This is a genomic window from Peribacillus sp. NPDC096540, from assembly GCF_050278525.1.
In the GTDB taxonomy this organism is placed as follows: domain Bacteria; phylum Bacillota; class Bacilli; order Bacillales; family DSM-1321; genus Peribacillus.
Genome location: NZ_JBNNTG010000009.1, coordinates 72,422 through 94,268, shown reverse-complemented (window position 1 = coordinate 94,268; position 21,847 = coordinate 72,422). Strand labels below are relative to the sequence as shown.

Below are 21,847 nucleotides of genomic sequence, written 5' to 3'. Positions count from 1 at the left end.
AGAATGTAGTTTCTGATAACTGAATTGAAAGCGCTTCTAATTTAAAATAAATGACAAAACGTTTAGAAAATGGAAGGCTGTCAACAATGAGAGTAAACAAATAGCTTCGGAGGTGTATAACTAATGAATGTTAACGGTGCACTAGAGGTTCTTGATCGTATGCGTCTTTCCAATGGTGCGTATACAGCAAGTGTTTCCAATGATTATAATTATGTCTGGATTCGGGATGTTGTTTATACAGTATTGCCTTTTTTAAATGATACATCCGATCGTTATGAGAAAGCGTACCATGCTTTATTTGAGTTATTTCGAGCCTACGAATGGAAAATAGATATTCATACTGAACAGAAGCCCCAGTATCTTTTTGAATATATCCATTCTAGATATTCCACTGATCTTAAAGAACTTCCGGAAGAGTGGGGGCATGCTCAAAATGATGCGATTGGTGCCTTTTTATGGGGAGTAGGTGAAGGGTATCGGCATGGCAAAAAGGTGTTAAGAGATGAGCATGATTTACGGATTGTTCAAAAGTTAGTCAAGTACTTGGAATGCCTTCAATACTGGCAGTCAGAAGATAATGGTATTTGGGAAGAAAATATTGAAATTCACGCTTCCAGTATCGGTGCCTGTGTAGCTGGTTTGAATTCCGTTAAAATGCTGGTCAATGTAAAAGAGGAATTAATAAAAAGGGGAGAGGAAACACTTCGTTTCATGCTTCCAAGAGAAAGCTATACGAAAGAGACGGACTTAGCCCTTTTATCATTAATTTATCCATACCGTCTTGTTGATCGAGATATAGCTCTTAAAATATTGCAAAATGTTTCACAACGTCTTGAAAGAACATACGGCTGTATACGATATGAGAGGGACCTTTATTATAATGAAGGCCAAGAAGCAGAGTGGTGTTTCGGACTTCCATGGCTGGGATTATGCTATCATGAACTCGGTATGTTGAACAAGGCAAAGGAATATATAGAGAAAACAAAAAAAATAATACCAGATAACTGGGAAGTTCCTGAGTTATATATTGGAGGCAGTAATATTCCTAATGGAAATACTCCACTGGCATGGTCTGTTTCTTTATCTTATTTATTCTTAACAAAAACTAAAATGATACGTACTGAACAAGTAACATGAAGTTTTCGTGCATCGCTACTTAGAGCTCTTCCAATAAAATGGGAAGGGCTTTAATTTCGTGCAATATTTTTACATAAAATGGTTAAATTTTACGAAAAATGTTTTAATGTTTAAAAAAAGGGCATTAATTACAATAACTTCACCTCCATTTGAAGGATTAATATAATTTCCATCGAATATATATAATATCTGGGGAAGAAAGGGAAAAATGCTATCGAGTTCATGTTGATGGAGGGGTAAAATTTGAATACAATTATCGACCAGCTACAAGAGATTTATCCAAGCGATTTTGATTTGTATTTATTTCATGAAGGCACCCTTTATGAAAGTTATAAAATGCTTGGGGCACACTTTGTCACATCATCAGGTAAAACAGGTGTCAGATTTGCCGTTTGGGCACCCCATGCCAAACAAGTTTCAGTAGTCGGTAATTTTAATAATTGGGACGGAAATGATCATTCTATGGAACGGATCGAGCGTTCAGGTATCTGGGTGTTGTTCGTACCAGGATTACAAGAAGGAGAGCTTTACAAATACGAAATACATACACCCGGAAATAAACGTATCCTTAAGTCTGATCCTTATGCTTTTTATTCCGAAGTAAGACCAAATACAGCCTCTATCATTAAAAGGTTGGATAATTTTGAATGGCAAGATTCGAAATGGATAGCCGATAGGAAAAAAGAAAATATTTATCAAAAACCTATGTCGATATATGAAGTTCACCCGGGAACATGGAAGCAGACAGAAGACGGGGAATTTTATTCGTACCGTGAACTGGCTGATAGATTAGTTGACTATGTGATTGATAATAGTTTTACACACGTGGAAATTATGGCCATAATGGAACATCCATTCGATAAATCTTGGGGATACCAGGTTACTGGATATTATTCTGTTAATAGCCGTTATGGTTCACCGGATGACTTTAAGTATCTTGTGAATCGCTGCCACCAAAATGGTATAGGGGTTATTCTTGACTGGGTTCCCGCCCATTTTTGTAGAGATGCCCATGGTCTTGCACGATTTGATGGAACACCTCTCTATGAACCAATTGATCATACTAGAGCCGATCGCCCGATATGGGGAACTTACAATTTCGATTTTACTAAACCAGAGGTAATTAGTTTTCTGATATCAAATGTGTTGTTTTGGATGGACGTTTATCATATCGATGGGGTTCGTGTCGATGCGGTATCTTCTATGGTTTATTTAAATCATGACAACCCTTTGCCGGTAAAGTTAAAAAACCAAAATGGCGGCGAAGAAAATATAGAGGCAATACAATTTTTGCAAAAACTAAATGAAGTGGTTTTTAAGAAGTATCCAAATGCTTTAATGATGGCTGAAGAAGCAACAGATCGGCCGCTAATAACTTCTCCTACCGATATTGGCGGTCTAGGTTTTAATTATAAATGGAATATGGGATGGACTAACGATATTCTTCGATATATGAAACTTGATACGAGTGAAAGACCAAATCACCATAGTCTTTTAACCTTTTCATTTTTCTATGCTTTTTCAGAGAATTTCGTATTACCATTTTCACATGATGAAGTAGTTCATGGCAAAAGGTCTTTGTTGAATAAGATGCCAGGTGACTATTGGCAAAAGTTTGCGAATTTGCGTTTACTCTTTGGTTATTTTATGACTCATCCCGGAAAGAAACTTCTCTTTATGGGTGGGGAATTTGGTCAGTTTATTGAGTGGAAAGATGAGGAACAATTAGATTGGCTGCTTTTGGAATATGAATCACACACAAAGCAAGCACATTACTTCCGTAGCCTTCAAGAATTTTATAGAGAAACTTCCTGCTTGTGGAGACTAGATCATGATCAGGAGGGTTTTGAATGGATAGATCCCAACAATAGTAGTCAGAGTATTCTTACCTTTATGAGAAAAGGTAAACGCAAAGGCGATTATTGTATTGTAGTCTGTAATTTTTCTGCTCAGGTTCATAATCATTATCAAATCGGTGTACCATCTCAGGGGAAATATATAGAGGTTTTTAATAGTGATTCAGTAGTTTTCGGAGGGTCAGGTCAGGTTAATAAAGAACCCATAAATGTAAAAAAAGAGCCTTATCATAATCAACTATTCAGTATGGAAATAACAGTACCTCCATTAGGCGTTTCAATTTATATGAAGCAAACAAAAAAAAGACGTGGGAGAGTGAACGATTAATGGGAGCGAAAAAATGGGTAGCAATGTTATTGGCAGGAGGGCAGGGTTCAAGATTAGGTGAATTAACTATTGGGTTGGCAAAACCAGCTGTTCCGTTCGGGGGGAAATATAGAATCATCGATTTTCCATTGAGTAACTGCACTCATTCTGGTATTGATACTGTTGGGGTACTAACCCAATATCAGCCATTGATACTTAATGATTATGTTGGTAATGGTAAAGCTTGGGATTTAGATCTAGATGTTGGAGGGGTTTCAGTTCTTCCTCCTTATCAAGGAAAAGAAGGTGGCGAGTGGTATAAAGGAACAGCCAATGCTGTTTATCAAAATATCCAATACATTGATAACTATGATCCTGAACACGTGCTGATCCTCTCAGGTGACCATATTTATAAAATGGATTACAGCAAAATGCTTGATTATCATATCGAAAAAAATGCAGAGGCCACCATAGCTGTCATTCAAGTACCTTGGCAGGAAGCTAGCCGTTTTGGCATTATGAATACGAATGAAGCTGATAGGGTTACTCAATTCGATGAGAAACCAAAATATCCAAAGAGTAACCTGGCTTCTATGGGTGTTTACCTTTTCAATTGGAAGACCTTAAGGAAATACTTAATTAACGATGAAAAAGATGTGAATTCATCCAATGATTTCGGCAGCAACATTATTCCAAAGATGCTTGAAGATCGAAAAAAACTTTTTGCCTATCGTTTTAATGATTATTGGAAGGATGTTGGAACTGTTGAGAGCCTTTGGCAGGCACATATGGATTTATTGGAGGAAACACCAAATTTCCAGTTAGATGATCAGCAATGGAAGATTTTTGCTCGAAATGCAAATCACCCTCCGCAATATATATCATCAGAAGCAGAGGTCAGCCAATCACTTATTAATGAGGGCTGCATGATACATGGAACCATTGATCATTCAGTTTTATCCTATAATGTTCAGGTGGGATATGGCTCAACGATTAAAGATTCAGTCATTATGCCTAATGTTACGATAGGTGAAAACGTTCATATAGAAAGAAGTATTATCGCCAGTAATTGTGTTATAGAAGATGGTGCTGCAGTAGGAAATTCAGCCGTTAATTCCGAAATTACCTTGATAGGCGAAAATCAGACCATTACAAATCCAAACAAAAAAAAGATTACTCTTAACTAGAAAAAGGGGACGATGTTATGGATAACGTGTTGGGAATTATTAACTTAATCAATGAGAGACAACATTTAAAAGAGTTGACTGCGCACCGTAATGTAGCATCTGTGCCATTTGGTGGACGCTACCGTCTGATTGACTTTACGATGTCGAACTTCATAAATGCAGATGTTTCAAAGGTAGCCGTTTTCCCAAAAGAAAAATATCTTTCTGTTATGGATCATCTTGGTTCGGGGAAAGAATGGAATTTGGATCGGCGTTCAGGCGGATTGTTCATCTTGCCTCCTATCCATCCAGATGAAACTGTGACAGGTGATATGAAACAGTTTTATGATCATCTCAGCTTTTTTGAGAGGGCTGATGCAGAAACAGTTATCATTTCTCCTGGAAGCCATGTATGCAAAATAGATTTTAATGAAGTACTTGCTTATCATAAAAAACATAAAGCAGATATCACAGTCGTCTATAAAGATTATGTAGGGGAATTGATAGAAAAACCAATTTATCACACCTGCTCAGTTGATTCAAATGAAGATATCACGGACATAAGCTTTTATACGATACCTAGACCTGGAGACCATGTTTGTTTAGAAACCTTCATTATAAGTAAAACCCTTTTGATGAATTTGATCAAAAGCTGTGTAGCTAGTGGGGAAAATGACTTTTTGAAAGATGCTGTAAAAGCAAACCTTCATCGTTTTAAGGTTAAAGGATATAATTTCACTGGAGACATGCCATTTATCCACTCGATTGAAAGTTTTCATTCAAGCAATATGAATTTTTTGAATCCCTCAGTTATCCGCTCTTTCTTTGGTGATACATGGGATGTTTATACAAAAATTAAGCATGAAGCACCTACCAAATATTCACGATCATCTAAGGTTACCAATTCATTGATAGCCAACGGTTGTGATATTGAGGGGACTGTCGAAAACAGTATACTCTTTCGTGGGGTAAAGGTAAAAAAAGGTGCTATTATAAGGAATAGTATCATCATGCAAAAAGGTGAGATAGAAGAAGGCGCAATCGTAGAAAATATTATTACCGACAAAGAAGTAAAAATTACTAGTGAGAAAACTGTTATTGGCATAAAACAGCCGACTGTAATAAAAAAAGCGGAAATTATTTAATAGAGGAGGTGCGGTAATGAATATTTTATTTGCTGCTTCAGAATGCGCCCCTTTTATAAAAACGGGAGGGCTAGGAGACGTAATAGGTGCGCTCCCGAAAGCGCTAAAAAAACAGGGAGTCCATGTAAGTGTTATTCTTCCAAAATTTGAAGATCTTCCTTTCCATTTTAAACAGGATATGAAACATATAACGAGTATCGAAGTTCCTGTTGGCTGGCGTCAGCAATTTTGTGGAATAGAAAAGCTTATTGCTAATGGTATTACATATTATTTTCTTGATAATGAATATTATTTCAAAAGACATGGAAGTTATGGGTTTTTCGATGACGGTGAGAGATTTGCCTTTTTCTCCCGTGCCATTTTAGAGGCTTTACCTTATTTAGAAGAAAAGCCGGACATCATTCACTGTCATGATTGGCAAACTGGCCTGGTCAGTGTACTGAAGAAAGCTCATTATCACAATCATCCTTTCTACCAAGATATTAAAACAGTATTTACGATACATAATTTACGCTACCAAGGAGTATATTCAAAAACTGTTCTAGCAGAATTATTGGATTTGAGTGAATTGTATTTTAATATCGACGGCCTAGAATTCCATGGAAATGTTAGTTACCTGAAGGCAGGGATAGCTTTCTCAAACATTGTCACAACTGTGAGCCCAAGTTATGCAGAGGAAATTCAGACTGCTTATTATGGGGAGAACTTGAATGGTTTCTTAAGTAAGCGAAGTGGTGATCTTAAAGGAATTATTAATGGGATTGATTATGAAGAATATAATCCTGTCACGGATGAATTCCTTGCGGTTCCCTTTAACACCTATGATGGCAAGATGGAAAATAAACGTCAGTTACAAGAATTATTGAATCTTCCAGTCAATGATGGCATCCCTGTTATATCAATGGTAACCAGGCTGGTTGATCAAAAAGGAATTGACCTTATTCTTCATGTTTTTTATGAAATGATAAACCAAGGAATTCAATTCATTCTTCTAGGTACCGGTGAAGAACAATATGAATCGGCCTTCCGTAATCTAGCTGATCAATATCCAAATCAAGTTTCAGTGAATACATACTTTGATGAAGGATTGGCAAGACGGATATATGCAGGGTCTGATTTATTTTTAATGCCTTCTCAATTCGAACCATGTGGAATCGGGCAACTCTTGGCGATGAGGTATGGTACATTGCCAATAGTGAGGGAGACAGGTGGTCTTCGGGATACGGTTATTCCATATAATCAATTTACTGACGAGGGAAATGGTTTTAGTTTTACGAATTATAATGCACACGATATGCTTCATACAATTGAACAATCAGTAGGAATGTATAAATTTCAGCCGAAAAGATGGAAGAAATTGGTTGAAAATACAATGAAACTAGATTTTAGTTGGGTTGCGTCATCCGTAAAATACCTTGACCTGTATGAAAGCTTAATTCCTGTAAAAGTTAGATAAAGAAAAGATAAAACACTTACGAAATTTGTCTTCGTGAGTGTTTTTGTTTCTTTTGCAGTGAAATATGGGTATATGACAGATATATAAAATATTTCAGTGTGGGAGAATGAAAAAATGAGAAGAAGAATGGAATTTGTATTTTTATTTATTTTAATCGCTTCGGTTTATATGATCATTTTTAGTCAGGTTAGCTTCAACACGAAGCTATTTTTTATTGGATTATATGTTTTTGTTATGTTTATTACAATTTACTCACTGATGCTAGAAAATAGATTTGCACATGATACTCTTCTATGGATGTATGTGCTTTTATTTTTCCCTGTATTTGGCTATGTTTTTTACTTGTTTTCTGGCCAGCTTTATTTAAAGGGGCATTTGTTCCAAAGTAAAAGAAAAAAAGATCGGGAAGAATGTAAAAGTCTTGTCACTCATGTATCTTCACCAGATCTTACGTTCTTGAACAATCATCAGAAGTCCTTTGCAGCTTTTTCGAAGAATGCTACTGAGACGACAATAAGTACAGCCTCAAAAACGGAAGTGTTGAAGAATGGAAATGAAACGTTTTCAGAAATCATTAAACAGTTAAAGAAAGCGGAAAAATTCATACATATTGAGTATTATATTTTCCGTTCAGACAGACTTGGCACGGAAATTATAGATATTCTAATTGAAAAAGCAAAAAAAGGTGTAGAAGTTTTATTTATTTTTGATGCTGCAGGTAGTTTAAGTCTTTCAAATAATGAAGTTAAGCGGATGAAAAAGGCAGGTGTTAAAGCATTTCCATTTTCGCCATTAAAGCACGGATTTTTCAATCAAAAGTTTAATTTTAGGAACCACCGAAAAATCATCATCATTGATGGGAAAGTTGGTTTTGTGGGTGGTTTGAACATCGGTGAGGAGTATTTAGGAAGAAATAAAAACATAGGATTTTGGCGTGATACACATATGGTCCTTGAAGGAGAAGCAGTTTACATGCTCCATACGGTATTCCTGTTAGACTGGGAATATGTAAGTGGAGAAGATGTTTTAGAAGAACGTCCAGAGATCAATACCAGAGTTGAAAATGGAGATGGAGCTGTACAGGTTGTTGCCAGTGGCCCAGATACACAGCAGGGAATCATGAGTGATTTTTACTATTCCCTGTTAACTTGTGCAACAAAATCAATCTGGATTGCAAGTCCATACTTTGTACCGAATCAAGCGATCAAAGCAGCGATAAAGCATGCTGCCATAAAAGGGATACAAGTCCGACTTATGGTTCCTGCAGTAAATGATGGTTTTTTAACCCAATATGGTAGTCGTTCTTATTTCGGTGAACTTCATCAATTTGGTGTAGAAGTTTACTTGTACAAAAAGGGTTTCTTGCATCAAAAACTTATCATTGTAGATGGTGATATTGCTTCTATTGGAACGGCAAACATGGATATGAGGAGTTTTCAACTGAATTTCGAGGTGAATGTCTTCCTAATGGGCAGCAGTTCCATTAACGATTTAGTCACTCATTATCAAGAGGATATGAAGGATAGCGAAAAACTAGATCCAGTAAGTTATAATAATCGAGGTTTGCTGGAACGCTCAAAAGAATCTTTTGCCCGGTTATTTTCCAATGTACTCTGATGGGCAAAAAATCAAATCAATAGTATAGTTGTGGTAGAAAAGAAAAGTTTGCTATAAGGAGATTGTAAAAGAATATGAAATTGGTTTCTTGGAACGTAAATGGAATTCGAGCTTGTGTAAAAAAAGGATTTTTAGATTACTTTAAAGATGTGGACGCAGATATTTTTTGTCTTCAAGAAACAAAGCTTCAAGAAGGGCAAATTTCCCTTGATCTAGAGGGGTATCATCAATATTGGAATTATGCTTTAAAAAAAGGTTATTCAGGTACAGCCATCTTCACGAAGGAAAAACCTCTTTCAGTGAAATATGGTGTAGGGGAACTCGTTGAGGAACCGGAAGGCAGAATTATTACACTCGAGTATGAGAAATTTTATATGGTTAATGTTTATACACCAAATGCTAAAAGAGATTTATCAAGGCTTGATTACCGTCTTGAATGGGAAGATGAAATTCGTAATTACCTGAGAGCGCTAGACTTAGTAAAACCAGTAATATATTGTGGGGATCTAAATGTAGCACATCAGGAAATAGACTTGAAAAACCCTAAACCAAATGTTGGGAATTCTGGTTTCACATTAGAAGAACGAGGTAAAATGACTGATTTACTTGATACAGGGTTTGTTGATACGTTTCGTCATTTTTATCCGAACCAGGAAGGTGCTTATACCTGGTGGTCATATATGAGTAAGGTAAGGGAGAGGAATATCGGATGGAGAATCGATTATTTTATTGTTTCTCAACGTCTCGTGGATTCTTTAATAGAGGCCAATATTCACTGCGATATTATGGGCAGTGACCATTGTCCGGTTGTTTTGGAATCGGCTCTTTAACTCGGATAAATTCGGTTAAATGGGGATACTATGGGTTATCCATACTCAACAGGAGGTAAAACATTATGAACACATTTATTGTGAGTTTCCATCAAGAAGATAATGTAGACAGCATGCAAGTGCAAAAATTGACGACCTCAGAATTTGAAAAATCAACATCACGTGGATTCCGCAGGTTATTTGAACTGGATACAAATCTCGGATCTTTCGTCTTTTTTGATGCAGAGGATGATGAAGGAGATTTATCACATCTTGTTCTACAATATGAAGAAGATAGTCTGGATCCTAGTGATTGTTACTCGTTCTCCAAAAATGATTTTTATGAATTCATGGCCCTATATTTACAAGGCATGGATGAAATGGATGAGGAAGAGGATGAAGAAGACAACGAAGACTATGGACCAATCCATCATCTTGCACATTTGATGTTTCACGTAGTTGAGGAAGGAAAGTCCGTTAAACCGTAACCAATTTAGGTAATGGCTTGAATGGTACTTGTGTGCTTAGTGAAAGGTGTGAGATTGATCAACAATTAACACCTAGGGAGTATCACTTTATTCTCTAAAAATCATGTCGTAAACAAAATCACGTCTTGTATTCAAATCGTGTGATAGCCAATAGATTATAATTCTTAAGGAAAGGCCCATCTTGAAAAAGATGGGCTCAGACTGTAGACAAACTCGATAAATAATTGAGTTTGTCTACAGTTTTTTTGGGGATTTGTAAAATTTGAACGTTGATTGGAACGTAGGGCACTCGCTTTCCGCGGGCGGTCCGGGAGCCTCCTCGGCGCCCTTTGCGCCTGTGGGGTCTCCCTTGGACGCGCTTTTCCCGCAGGAGTCTCGCACCTTTTGTTCCAATCAACTTTGTTTTAACATTTAGATAGAACCGATTTTTCTAACATTCTTTTTTTGTTTAAAAATAGAAGTATAAAAACTTGAGGTGATAAGGATGCTTTCTAAACATGATTCTATTCAGCGAGATCAACTTGAAATGATTTCTTTAGATCAACTGGTGCCAGGGAACCATTTGGTTCGTAAAATTGAGGCCGCCATTGACTTCTCTTTCATTTATGACTTGGTGAAAGATATGTATTCAGAGGTAGGACACCCAAGTATTGATCCAGTTATTCTAGTTAAACTGACATTCATTCCATATACCTTCGGTTTTCGCTCGATGCGTAAGACCATTGAAGAGATAGATACGAACATGGCCTATCGTTGGTTATTAGGTTACGGCTTTCATGATAAAGTACCTCACTTCTCTACCTTTGGAAAAAACTAAGAGCGTCGCTTTAAAGATACAGACCTGTTTGAACAGATTTTCTACCGTATATTCAAGGCTGCTACGGAGAAAAAGTTAATCAGTGCAGAACACGTTTTCGTTGATTCCACACATGTGAAGGCGAATGCGAATAAGCGCAAAATTGAAAAGTAAATCGTTAGAAAAGAAACAAGTGCTTATCGAGAACGTCTTCAAAGTGAGATCAACCAAGACCGCGAAGACCACGAAAAAAAGCCAATCCCTCAAGAATTGTTTGATAAGGAAGAAGAGAAAGAAATTAAAGATAGTACAACCGATTCAGAGAGAGGATACCACGTCAAAGACGAACGTACAAAACAGTTTGTCTATTCATTCCAAGCTGCCTCAGATCGAAACGGTTTTGTAGTCGGCACGATTGTAACACCAGGTAACCCACATGATAGTAATATCCTAGAGCCACTAGTGGAAAACGTGATTAGAAGAGTTGGAAAACCCGAAGCTATTGCCGCAGATGCAGCTTATAAAACACCTGCGATTACGAGATACTTATTTGTACAGGAGATTACACCTGCCTTACCATATACACGACCAAGCACAAAAGAAGGATTCTATCGTAAACATGAATATGTTTACGATGAATTCTTTGACTGTTACCTTTGCCCGGCAGGTGAATCCTTGAGGTATTCGACAACCACTAAAGAGGGGCTATCGTGAGTACAAATCACCGAAACACATTTGTGCAACGTGTCCTTTTTTAGCACAATGTACCGAAAGTAAAGATCATCAAAAAGTAGTGACACGTCACATTTGGCAAGAATACGTGGAAGAAGCATATCATCTTTGCCATCAAGAAGATAAAACCAATTTATGCGAAATGCAAAGAAACAATTGAGCGAGTATTCGCAGATGCAAAAGAAAAGCATGGCATGCGTTGGACAATGTTAAGGGGACTTAAAAAATTGTCGATGCAGGCGATTCTTACTTTCGCTGCCATGAATTTAAAGAAGATGGCCAACTGGACTTGGCGAGGACCAGAAATGGCCTAAATAATGACCACGGAGAGGTCAACTATTCTCTCAAATCCAATAAAAAATCAAAAAGGTTTCGGAATGCGACCATTCCGAAACCTTTTTGTCCAAAATCTAGGCCCATCTTGAAAAAGATGGGCTTTTGCAGTCAATTAATTCAGCTTGCTTTATTTTTCAACCGATCCAGTAAAAATCCACCTTTAAAATACCTTGGTTCATATGAAATAATGAAGGCTTTAGGTTCAAACTTTTCAACTGTTGCAATCAATTCTTGCTCTCGGTTTCGTTTTGTTAAAATTTCCATTCGATAACGGTTACTGTCCCTTCCTTCACCGGTATAAAGAGTGACACCGAATCCAATGTTTCTTAAAGTATCAATCAAATATTCATTTTTTGCTTGAGTATTAACGGTCACATTAATGTAACCGATGGCGAGTTTTTGCTCAATTTTCGTTCCAAAAATAATCCCGATTCCAAAACCAACTGCATATACAACCATGGCGATTATGCTTTGGTCACCGCCAAATACAAGAGATAAACCAAAAACGTAAACTAACATTTCTGCAATGCCTAATATAGATGCCAGTACGGTTATATTTTTCACTAAAAATATAGTCCGTAGTGTATAAATTGGAACATAAATAAGTTGCAATAATAAAATGAGCAGAATTTCTTTCAATTGAGCACCTCACCAATTTTTTTTATAATTTCTTTGATATTTCATATAGAATCGCCCTCCCATATGAAACATCTTCCATAATCTAATCATAAGACTATGGATGAATTCAATGGAAATATTATGTATTTATTCCCGGCATTTCAAATCATAGTAAAACCTATAATTTAATATGCGTTAGAAGTTCATAATACTCTTTTTTGCTTTAATTTGGTATTATTATCCTAAATAATTTATATGGGGGATTGTCTATGGTTAATTATAACGGAAGAATATTTATAGCTAAAGTTAATTCGGAAAATGGAGAAGTGTCGGCAAATACATTCTTTTACTATTCACAAGAAGGGAATATTCTTACAGCAAGTTATGAAGGGGGAGAGATTATTAAAGGAACGTTAATAGGTGTTGTTAATTTGGATGGGTCACTGGAATTTAGGTACAATCATATTAATGAAAAAGGTGAAATTAGAGGAGGAAGCTGTCTTTCCACGCCGGAAATGTTGCCTGATGGACGAATCCGATTACATGAAAAGTGGAAATGGTTAGATCTCGAGCAGTGTGAAGGTCATTCCATCATTGAAGAAGTGAAAAAATAAAGATTTTACATAGAGAGGTTTGTGGACAATTACTACTATTTGTTTAGTACGACATGGTCAAACAGATTGGAATGCACTGGGAAAACTGCAGGGACAGACTGACATCCCACTAAATGAACAAGGAAAGATACAAGCACAGAAGTGTGGTGAATTTTTGTCTAAAGCAGATTGGGATGTAATTATTACAAGCCCCCTAAAAAGGGCTAAAGAAACTGCCGAAATTATTAGTTCCTATATTGATAGGCAAGTAATTGAAAAATTAGAATTCATAGAAAAGAACTTTGGCGCTGCTGAAGGAATGACAGCGGATGAAAGAGAATCTGCATTCAGGGATAAAGTATATCCTAATCAGGAAAGTCAGGAGTCTTTACGAGATAGGCTGGTAAAAGGGCTTCAAGAGATTCAGCAGAGGTATCCGGAGAAGAAAGTGATACTAGTTGCACATGGCGCTGTGATTCATTTTATTTTACGATTGATGTCAAATGAGACAATCGTATCAAAACAAATGAGGTTATTTAATGCTTGTTTAAGTACGATTAGATTTGAGATGGATTCCTGGATTATTGAGGATTTTAATCAAGTGAATCATCTATCTTAATCCTAAATAATTTTCAAAAAGTTCTTTAGGAAGAAAATATGAAATAAAAGTATAACTGCTATTTAGTAGCTTATAAAGGAAAGAAGGAAATCATGACTATAAAAACTGCATTGATTTTAGGTGCAACTGGAGTCGTTGGTACCCATTTAGTTAAAGAGTTGAGTAACAGCAATAATTATAAGGAAATCCACTTGCTAACTAGAAGGGAAATAGAATCTAAAGAACCTAATTGCGAAGTCCATGTTGTGGAGTTTGATAATTTAGTCAGATATGCAGATTTATTCAATGTCACTGATGTTTTTATTTGTTTAGGTACAACTATTAAGAAAGCCAAATCGAAAGAAGCTTTTCGTAAAGTTGATTATGAATTTGTTATTGACGCGGCGAAAATGGCGAAAGCCTCTAATGTTGAGAAATTTCTCGTCATTACAGCCATGGGAGCCAATTCCAAATCCAAGTTTTTCTACAGTCGTGTTAAAGGCGATGTGGAAGGAACACTACAACAACTAGAATTGAATTCTGTACATATATTTCGCCCGTCCTTACTTCTTGGAGAACGAAAGGAATTTAGGGCAGGTGAAAAAATTTCTGGTATGATAGGTTCTTTTGCTAAATTTCTCTTTGTGGGTCCTTTACGTCCATATCGTGCCATAGAAGCAAACAAAGTAGCTGCTGCAATGTATGCTGCGGCCCAAAAGCCGACACTAGGGTATCATTTCTATAATTCTGATGAAATAGAGAAACTTACAACAAGGAGTTAATCATTAATTAGTGAAACGAGCCTTCATAAGGCTCGTTTCTTTAAAATTCGAAGCAAAAACTGAAATTTAATGTAAAAGCAAATTTTTATGGTGATTCATTCTGCTTATCAGGAAAAAAGGATCCGGGTTTTGGATGTACCTGTTAGCAGGGGAACATTTGGAGTTGAAAGGAATTTTGACTATAATCGAAGTGAAGATCCAGAAGTACTAGAAAAAGCCAGACCAGTGTTGAAGGTAATGAATGTCAAAATAATCATTTGGTAGGCCCTATTGGTGCTGGAAAAGCAATTAAAGCAATTTATCAAATGTTGTCAGGCATTCTGATGATTACTTTGCAGAAACCCTGGCTTTAGCTGAAAAACTTGATGTTGAACATTCGCTTCTTAAAGGTGATAATTCCTATGAGGGGAAGCTAAAAGGAATCAATGTACCTGTTTTGGTTATTCACGGTACAGAAGATACAGTGCTCCCATATGAGCATGGTCTAGCTCTTGTCAACGAAATACCTTATTCATCTTTATTAACGAAAGTACAGGTCATGAAAAACATTTCGATGGTCGGGATCATGTAATTTACACGCTATTTCCAACCATACTTCAATCTTGTAAGCATTTACTGACTCAATTAAGCTTAACAATTAATAATCCAAGAAGGGTTACAAATTCGATTGTCCCGGCCCATAAAGAAATTCGGATTTACATCAGATCTAATCTCCGGATGAACTTGATTCTAACAAGGATTTCCACTACAATTCGTAGTGGGGGGTAAAAGATGAATATTAAAAATTTTAAATATGATGAAGTTGGACTGAATCGTTTCTTTGGTCCCTTGGAAGCTAATATCATGGAATATTTATGGGATAAAAATGAACAGAGTATTAAAGCGGTGCAGCAATCCTTGGAGCTTGACAAGCCTATCAACTTTAATACTGTAATGACAGTCATGAATCGTCTAGTTGAAAAAGGCATTCTTGAAAAGAGGTCAGAAGGAAGGCTTTCATTATTTCGCCCCGTGCAATCTAAAGCGGAGTTTTTAGAAGAGCAATCAAAGAAACTGACTGAGAATTTGCTAGATGAATTTGGTGGTGCTGTCATTAGCCATATGCTTGATGCCATGAAAGACGCTGACCAAGCTTTAATTGAAAAATTGGAACAAAAAATTCAATCGTTAAAAAAGGATAAATTATAATGTGGAAGAAAAAGTCTTATTTTGTGATAAGCCTGAGTCTTTTAATTGCCGGTGTAGTATGGAGCCAAATGGGAGCGTTTTTGGTACACATCTTTTTTGGAGTAAATATTAAAGCCAACTTTTTTAAACTTTGCTCTAGTCTATTCAAGGAAGGTTCAGTATACTACTTTGTGGTCATCACACTGCTCATTATAGTAATATCCTATAGTATATTGATCACCCTATTCAAAATTGCAGAGCAATATTTCCTTTCCAGAAGGTTTAAACAAAAGCTTTTTATCTACAAAAACGTAGAAAAGACAAGGTCTATAAATGAAATATTCAAACGGGCCAACAAAGATATCTTAGTTGTGAATGCTAATCAACCTCTTGCTTTTACGCTTGGTTTCAGGCGACCTTTCATTGTGTTCAGTACTGGTTTAATTCAATTATTGGACTTTGACGAGCTAGAAGCAGTAGTAGAGCATGAAGCCTTTCACCAAAAAAAATATGATCCATTGGTAATCTTTATTTTACAGTTGATCTCACAGGCGTTATGGTTTGTCCCACTGAAAAAAATGGTGTTATAAAAATTACAAAATAATAAGTGAATTACTAGCCGATGAATATGCGATTAATAAAATGGGGACTGAAATAGGCATAAGCGCAGCTTTGTTAAAGTTAATTAAACATTGTTGCTCTGATAAATCCTCTCCCATCCTTGTCCACTTCTCGAATGAATCAGTTAACTATAGACTTCAGGAATTAGTTGATCCTCAAAGTACAATTCCTTTAAGGGCTGATATTACCACGATTTTTGTTTCTATATATGTTTTGATTATACTATTGGGAATGACTATAGTGATTGTCGGATGACTTTCACTTGATTTTTTTATACCTTTGCACTACGCTTTGTAGTGTAAAATACAATAAAAGGAGATGTGTTATGAAAAATCAAGAAATCGGTACCTTTTTATTAAGAGTAATGTTGGGAATTACATTTTTGATGCATGGTTTGTCAAAATTCCAAAGTGGATTGGATAACATTTCTGGATGGTTTCAAAGTATAGGCATTCCGGGATTTATGGCCTATGTAGTTGGTACAATTGAATTGGTTGGAGGAATTGCTTTAATCTTAGGTCTTGGAACAAGAATAATTTCTGCCCTCCTTATATTCATTATGGCTGGAGCAATTGTTTATGTGAAATTTCCAGCGGGCTTTATGGGGAATGGAGAAGGTACAGGATTCGAATTAGACCTCATTCTTATGATCATTGCACTTCACCTGGTATTAAATGGAAGTCGATTCCTATCGATAGATTCTAAGTTACCAAACCATAAAAGAGGACAAGATTCAGAAATAAAAGCGAGTTAATAAGAATATACAATATCAAAGTGGTAAGTTTTATGCTCACCAAATTGAAACGAATAGACTAAAGTCAAAAAAAGAGCTTATCAATTGAAGTGAACCCAAAAATTAGACACTTTTTTTAGTTAGTTAGGGAGCATTGAGGGCATGAACCGAGTAATCTACTGGGCTCATGCCTTTTAATTTCACCTTGAATCGTTGATTGTAGTAATGGATATAATCTTCTAGTTCTTGTTTTTCTTGTTTGAAATGCTCAAAAAATTGTTAGTCTTCAAGTAATATTTATTGACGAACATACGTTCTTTGTTATAAAATACAATCATGGGTAATAATGGTATAGTGGTTATTATCACTGACAAGTTTAAAAGGAAGCTTGGAAGTTACTCAAGATTTGTAAAAAAATTAGAACCAAAGGAGCTATTTAATTATGACAATGCGATTATCTCCCTATTTAATGATGAACGGAAATGCGAAGGAAGCGATCCAATTTTACGAAAAAGCACTGGGTGCAAAAGTCCTTTTTAATCAAACTTTTGGAGAAATGCCAGAAAACCCGGAATTTCCTTTACCAGAAGAAGCAAAGGATCTTGTGTCACACGCAATGTTAAAGGTCGGTGAAACAGACATCATGTTTTCAGATATGTTTCCAGGCCAAACTAGTCAAACTGGAGATCAAGTTACGATCTGTATTTCAACTAACGATATTGAAAAATCAAAACAAATTTTTGAATACTTGTCGCAAGATGGACAAGTAAAAATGCCGCTGCAGGAAGCTTTTTTTAGCCCTGCTTATGGGATTGTATCGGACAAATTCGGTGTAACTTTTCAAATTTATACAGAGGGTCAACAATAATTTTTTTTAGTATAAAAAATAGCCCCATGTATGAAGCCAAAAGCAGCCGATTTGATGACTCTTAGTTGGAAAATTACCTATTTTCCCGTTCCAACATAAAATCAATAGTTGAGCTTGTATAAATCCAGATTGGAACATCATATATTGATTCTCACGAAATAGCGGTTACTTTGAATGAAATCAATAAGAAACAATCTATGCGAAAAAAAATTATTTAATGATTGAATCTGATTAGGCAAAAATTATAACTTAGTTTTTTACTAATGAGGAAATGATTGACTATAACCGTTGCCCAAGGTAACCAACATAAGGCGCAATTGATTGGTGAAGAATAATTAAATCCCAATTTCTCATTTATATAACTGAGAGATTGGGATTTTTTTCATGCTGGCATATTCTTAACGTTGTTAATCTGCGTTTTGCTAGGGGTACTCCTTATGGATTGATTTTTTCAAACAAATTTAAATTATGAAAAGGAATATTACAAAAATAACCTCGTTAGAATACAAGGTTAAACCATATTTAAGCAGTTAAGTATCAATCATCATTTTCTTAAATCCGGAAGCTTTTCAAATAATATAATCAAAAATGAATTTAACATGGTGAAAAATAGATTTTTAAAAGGGAATTCAATACTTTTGTTGAACATGAATATTATGGCCCATTGTGACAGTTTGATGATTTTTATTATTGTGACCGTTTACATCTATATATTTAACCTATTTATCTTGATCATAGTTGTGGATTACAAGATATTTCACATTGATGTATATCAACAAAATCATTAGCGAATGGAGGTTAACCCATGGTTAACACGATGGCGATCAATAAGAATGATTCACGTTCCTTCCTCACAGAAGAACACTTATTATTTAAACAATCAATTCGGGAATTTCTCGGCAAGGAAGCTATCCCCTTTTATGATCAGTGGGAAAAAGAGGGGGAAGTACCTCGCTCATTTTGGAAAAAGATTGGGGATAACGGATTTTTATGTCCATGGCTTGATGTGGAATTCGGTGGGGTAGGAGCAGATTTTGGATATTCAGTTGTTCTGGCAGAGGAATTGGAAATACTTGGATCAGCCTTAGTAGGAATATCAATTCATTCTGATGTTGTAGCCCCGTATATTGCTTCATTTGGAACAATAGATCAAAAACAAAGGTATTTACCCAAGTTCATTTCAGGAGAAACGATTTCTGCCTTTGCAATGACAGAGCCAGGAATGGGTTCAGAATTAGCGAATATCCAAACTACAGCCATCAAGAAAGATGGGTATTATATTGTCAATGGAGCCAAAACGTCTATCACAAATGGCTTTAAAGCTGACTTATTGATTGTAGCATGTAAAACTGATCTTGATGCTGTTCCTTCCAATGATGGAATCAGTTTGTTGCTCATTGATAAAGATACACCAGGGCTTACACGAGGCAGAAAGCATGTAAAAGCAGGCCAGAATAGCTCAGAAACAGCCGAACTATTTTTCGATGATGCTTCAGTTCCTGTTGGGAACCTCCTTGGGGAAGAAGGGAAGGGCCTTTCATATATAATGCAAAAGCTGCAGCAGGAAAGACTTATGTGTGCGATTGGGTCTTTAATGGCAGCTAAGGACATGCTCCACTTAACGATGAATTTTATAAAAGAACGAAAAGCATTTGGTAAGAAAATAAGTAAATTTAATAAGGCACAGTTTACCATTGCTGAAATAGCGACCGATATTCAGCTGGGTAGAACGTTTGTTGATGGTTTGATCTGTAAACATATGAATGGGGAGAATATCATAACTGAAGTATCGATGGCTAAATACTGGATTACAGAGATGTCAAAGCGAATATCTGAAAAGTGCATGCAGTTACATGATGGATACGGAAATATGGGTGATTATAAAATTGCCCGGCGTCATCGAGACATTCCTGTGACAACATTCTATACAGGGTCTGATGAAATAGTGAAAACCCTCATCGCTAAAAATATTGGGTTTTAATTCAATTTTAATAACTTAAATCTATTAACTACCTTTATTAAAATGAGGTAGTTTTTTTCATTCTATTTCTTCAATATAATTACATTGAACTAGTTTATTTTAATAAAAGGTTTAATGTTTTATCGTATGGGTATAAGAGACTGTGCATATGAAAGCGGAATGTATTTGTAAAATTTGTAATTATATGCGAATGGAATCATGGAGGTGCTTGTTGTGTTAAAAATTGAAAATGTATCGAAAGTCTATAAGGGAGGAAAGAAAGCTGTTAGGAATATAACACTTGATATTAAAAAAGGAGAGTTCATCTGTTTTATTGGTCCGAGTGGCTGTGGGAAAACAACGACAATGAAAATGATTAATCGCCTGATTGAACCATCCGAAGGTAAGATATTCATTAATGGAGAAAATATTATGGAAAAGGATCAGGTGGAGCTAAGAAGACAGATTGGGTATGTAATTCAACAAATTGGTCTTTTCCCTCATATGACGATTCTTGAAAATATCACCCTCGTTCCAAAACTACTTAAATGGAGTGAACAAGAGAAAAAAGAACGTGCGCTAGAATTGTTACAGCTGGTTGATATGGGTCCTGAGTATCTAAAACGGTATCCCTACGAACTGAGCGGCGGGCAGCAACAAAGAATTGGCGTTCTCAGGGCTCTTGCATCTAATCCACCACTCATTTTAATGGATGAACCCTTTGGTGCTCTAGATCCGATTACCCGCGATGCTCTTCAAGAGGAATTTAAAAATCTGCAGCGCACACTTAATAAGACAATTGTTTTTGTTACCCATGATATGGATGAAGCGATTAAACTTGCTGATCGCATTGTGATATTAAAGGCTGGGGAAATCGTTCAAGTGGGAACCCCGGATGAAATTCTCAGAAACCCAGTAAATGAATTTGTTGAAGAATTTATCGGTAAAGAACGATTGTTACAAACAAGACCAAATGTTGAGTTGGTAGAACAAATCATGAGTCGTAATCCCATATCCATTACAGAGGAAAAGTCTCTTACCGATGCCATTACTATCATGCGAGAGAAAAGGGTGGATTCTTTACTTGTGGTCGATGAGCAAAATGCTTTGAAAGGGTTCGTAGATGTAGAAACGATCAGTGAATATCGAAAAAAAGCTAAATTTATTAGTGAAGTAATCAATACTGAAGTCTATTCTGTAAAACAAGACTCATTAATCCGTGATTCCGTTCAAAAGATATTAAAACGGGGATTCAAATACGTGCCGGTAGTTGACCAGAATAAACATTTGGTCGGAATTGTCACTAGGGCAACATTAGTGGACATCGTATATGACAGCATATGGGGAGAGGAAGAAAATCAAGTAGCTGAAATTGTTGAAATGTTCTAGGAGGTGTATGAGATGGAAACATTGCTCGATTTTTTACAAACGAATTGGCAAGAATTGATTAATAAGGCATGGGAACATTTATACATATCCATGATCGCTGTGTTCCTTGGAATAATAGTCGCCGTACCACTTGGCATTTTGTTGACCCGTATGAAAAAATGCGCATCTATTATTATTGGAATCGCAAACATCATGCAGACGTTACCAAGCTTGGCAGTACTAGCATTTTTTATTCCATTCCTTGGTGTTGGGAAGACACCCGCTATTATAGCGTTATTTTTCTATTCTGTTTTACCTATTCTCAGGAATACGTATACAGGTATTAAAGGTGTAAATAAAAATTTACTTGAATCTGGTAGAGGCATTGGGATGACGAGTTGGGAGAGAATTCGTCTAATTGAATTTCCACTTGCACTTTCCGTCATTATGGCTGGGATTCGAACTGCTTCCGTTTATTTAATTGGCTGGGCAACATTGGCTTCCTTTATTGGAGGCGGAGGACTTGGAGATTACATATTTATTGGTTTGAATTTATACCAAACAGAATATATTATCGCAGGTGCTGTACCGGTAATCATCATGGCCATCATGGTGGATTATGTTTTCTCGATTATTGAACGAAAAGTCGTACCAAAAGGATTAAAAGGTATGAAGGAAGTTGCTTGAGGAGGAA

General features: G+C 36.2%; 19 protein-coding genes and 3 pseudogenes. 20 read left to right on the top strand and 2 right to left on the bottom strand.

The window, feature by feature from the left end; all coding sequences use genetic code 11:
* The first annotated feature begins 123 nt into the window (after positions 1-123).
* The 9 genes and pseudogenes from ACQKMR_RS10730 to ACQKMR_RS10690 all read left to right on the top strand — a co-directional run bounded on the left by ACQKMR_RS10730 (position 124) and on the right by ACQKMR_RS10690 (position 11,823).
* On the top strand, positions 124-1,137 hold the full coding sequence (locus ACQKMR_RS10730) for a glycoside hydrolase family 15 protein (RefSeq protein ID WP_427697279.1): 1,014 nt from the start codon (positions 124-126) through the stop codon (positions 1,135-1,137).
* Between the two features lie 243 nt (positions 1,138-1,380).
* On the top strand, positions 1,381-3,321 hold the full coding sequence (glgB, locus tag ACQKMR_RS10725) for a 1,4-alpha-glucan branching protein GlgB (protein ID WP_427697278.1): 1,941 nt from the start codon (positions 1,381-1,383) through the stop codon (positions 3,319-3,321).
* The gene (locus ACQKMR_RS10720; RefSeq protein WP_427697277.1) at positions 3,321-4,487 is read left to right on the top strand and encodes a glucose-1-phosphate adenylyltransferase; all 1,167 of its coding nucleotides are present in this window, start codon (positions 3,321-3,323) and stop codon (positions 4,485-4,487) included. The genes glgB and ACQKMR_RS10720 overlap by 1 nt, the downstream gene beginning before the upstream one ends.
* 17 nt (positions 4,488-4,504) lie before the next feature.
* Complete coding sequence (glgD, locus tag ACQKMR_RS10715; protein WP_427697276.1) at positions 4,505-5,611, top strand: glucose-1-phosphate adenylyltransferase subunit GlgD; 1,107 nt, start codon at positions 4,505-4,507, stop codon at positions 5,609-5,611.
* A 16-nt stretch (positions 5,612-5,627) separates the two neighbouring features.
* Complete coding sequence (glgA, locus tag ACQKMR_RS10710) at positions 5,628-7,067, top strand: glycogen synthase GlgA (protein ID WP_427697275.1); 1,440 nt, start codon at positions 5,628-5,630, stop codon at positions 7,065-7,067.
* Positions 7,068-7,181: 114 nt separating this feature from the next.
* Entirely contained in the window at positions 7,182-8,684 is a 1,503-nt protein-coding gene (gene cls / locus ACQKMR_RS10705; RefSeq protein ID WP_427697274.1) for a cardiolipin synthase, read from the top strand.
* Positions 8,685-8,758: 74 nt separating this feature from the next.
* On the top strand, positions 8,759-9,514 hold the full coding sequence (locus ACQKMR_RS10700) for an exodeoxyribonuclease III (RefSeq protein WP_427697273.1): 756 nt from the start codon (positions 8,759-8,761) through the stop codon (positions 9,512-9,514).
* A gap of 65 nt (positions 9,515-9,579) precedes the next feature.
* Positions 9,580-9,981 (top strand): cytosolic protein, encoded by a 402-nt coding sequence (locus tag ACQKMR_RS10695; protein ID WP_427697272.1) that lies wholly within the window; start codon positions 9,580-9,582, stop codon positions 9,979-9,981.
* A gap of 484 nt (positions 9,982-10,465) precedes the next feature.
* A pseudogene (locus ACQKMR_RS10690) lies at positions 10,466-11,823 on the top strand (IS1182 family transposase).
* A 139-nt stretch (positions 11,824-11,962) separates the two neighbouring features.
* Here ACQKMR_RS10690 and ACQKMR_RS10685 read toward each other — a convergent pair.
* On the bottom strand, positions 11,963-12,484 hold the full coding sequence (locus ACQKMR_RS10685; RefSeq protein WP_056527290.1) for a DUF2179 domain-containing protein: 522 nt from the start codon (positions 12,482-12,484) through the stop codon (positions 11,963-11,965).
* Between the two features lie 248 nt (positions 12,485-12,732).
* Here ACQKMR_RS10685 and ACQKMR_RS10680 point away from each other — a divergent pair, with 248 nt between their 5' ends.
* The 7 genes and pseudogenes from ACQKMR_RS10680 (at position 12,733) to ACQKMR_RS10650 (ending at position 16,978) form a co-directional block, all read left to right on the top strand.
* Complete coding sequence (locus tag ACQKMR_RS10680) at positions 12,733-13,077, top strand: n-acetylglutamate synthase (RefSeq protein ID WP_427697271.1); 345 nt, start codon at positions 12,733-12,735, stop codon at positions 13,075-13,077.
* A 28-nt stretch (positions 13,078-13,105) separates the two neighbouring features.
* Complete coding sequence (locus ACQKMR_RS10675) at positions 13,106-13,675, top strand: histidine phosphatase family protein (protein WP_427697331.1); 570 nt, start codon at positions 13,106-13,108, stop codon at positions 13,673-13,675.
* 92 nt (positions 13,676-13,767) lie between these two features.
* Entirely contained in the window at positions 13,768-14,436 is a 669-nt protein-coding gene (locus ACQKMR_RS10670) for an NAD-dependent epimerase/dehydratase family protein (protein WP_427697270.1), read from the top strand.
* Positions 14,437-14,809: 373 nt separating this feature from the next.
* A pseudogene (locus ACQKMR_RS10665) lies at positions 14,810-15,044 on the top strand (alpha/beta fold hydrolase); the annotation flags it as partial.
* 163 nt (positions 15,045-15,207) lie between these two features.
* Complete coding sequence (locus ACQKMR_RS10660; protein WP_427697269.1) at positions 15,208-15,624, top strand: BlaI/MecI/CopY family transcriptional regulator; 417 nt, start codon at positions 15,208-15,210, stop codon at positions 15,622-15,624.
* Positions 15,624-16,193: a M56 family metallopeptidase gene (locus ACQKMR_RS10655; protein WP_427697268.1), complete on the top strand. Its 570-nt coding sequence runs from the start codon at positions 15,624-15,626 to the stop codon at positions 16,191-16,193. The genes ACQKMR_RS10660 and ACQKMR_RS10655 overlap by 1 nt, the downstream gene beginning before the upstream one ends.
* A 356-nt stretch (positions 16,194-16,549) precedes the next feature.
* Entirely contained in the window at positions 16,550-16,978 is a 429-nt protein-coding gene (locus tag ACQKMR_RS10650) for a DoxX family protein (RefSeq protein WP_427697267.1), read from the top strand.
* A gap of 123 nt (positions 16,979-17,101) precedes the next feature.
* Here ACQKMR_RS10650 and ACQKMR_RS10645 read toward each other — a convergent pair.
* Positions 17,102-17,230, bottom strand: a pseudogene (locus ACQKMR_RS10645) (IS3 family transposase); the annotation flags it as partial.
* A 169-nt stretch (positions 17,231-17,399) separates the two neighbouring features.
* Here ACQKMR_RS10645 and ACQKMR_RS10640 point away from each other — a divergent pair.
* From ACQKMR_RS10640 to ACQKMR_RS10625, 4 genes are all read left to right on the top strand, one after another.
* A complete protein-coding gene (locus ACQKMR_RS10640; protein WP_427697266.1) occupies positions 17,400-17,825 on the top strand; it encodes a VOC family protein in 426 nt (141 codons plus the stop codon).
* Between the two features lie 805 nt (positions 17,826-18,630).
* Positions 18,631-19,806, top strand: a complete 1,176-nt coding sequence (locus ACQKMR_RS10635; protein WP_427697265.1) for an acyl-CoA dehydrogenase family protein — start codon at positions 18,631-18,633, stop codon at positions 19,804-19,806.
* Between the two features lie 213 nt (positions 19,807-20,019).
* Entirely contained in the window at positions 20,020-21,174 is a 1,155-nt protein-coding gene (locus ACQKMR_RS10630) for a betaine/proline/choline family ABC transporter ATP-binding protein (RefSeq protein WP_427697264.1), read from the top strand.
* Between the two features lie 12 nt (positions 21,175-21,186).
* Complete coding sequence (locus ACQKMR_RS10625; RefSeq protein WP_427697263.1) at positions 21,187-21,840, top strand: ABC transporter permease; 654 nt, start codon at positions 21,187-21,189, stop codon at positions 21,838-21,840.
* Positions 21,841-21,847: the final 7 nt, after the last annotated feature.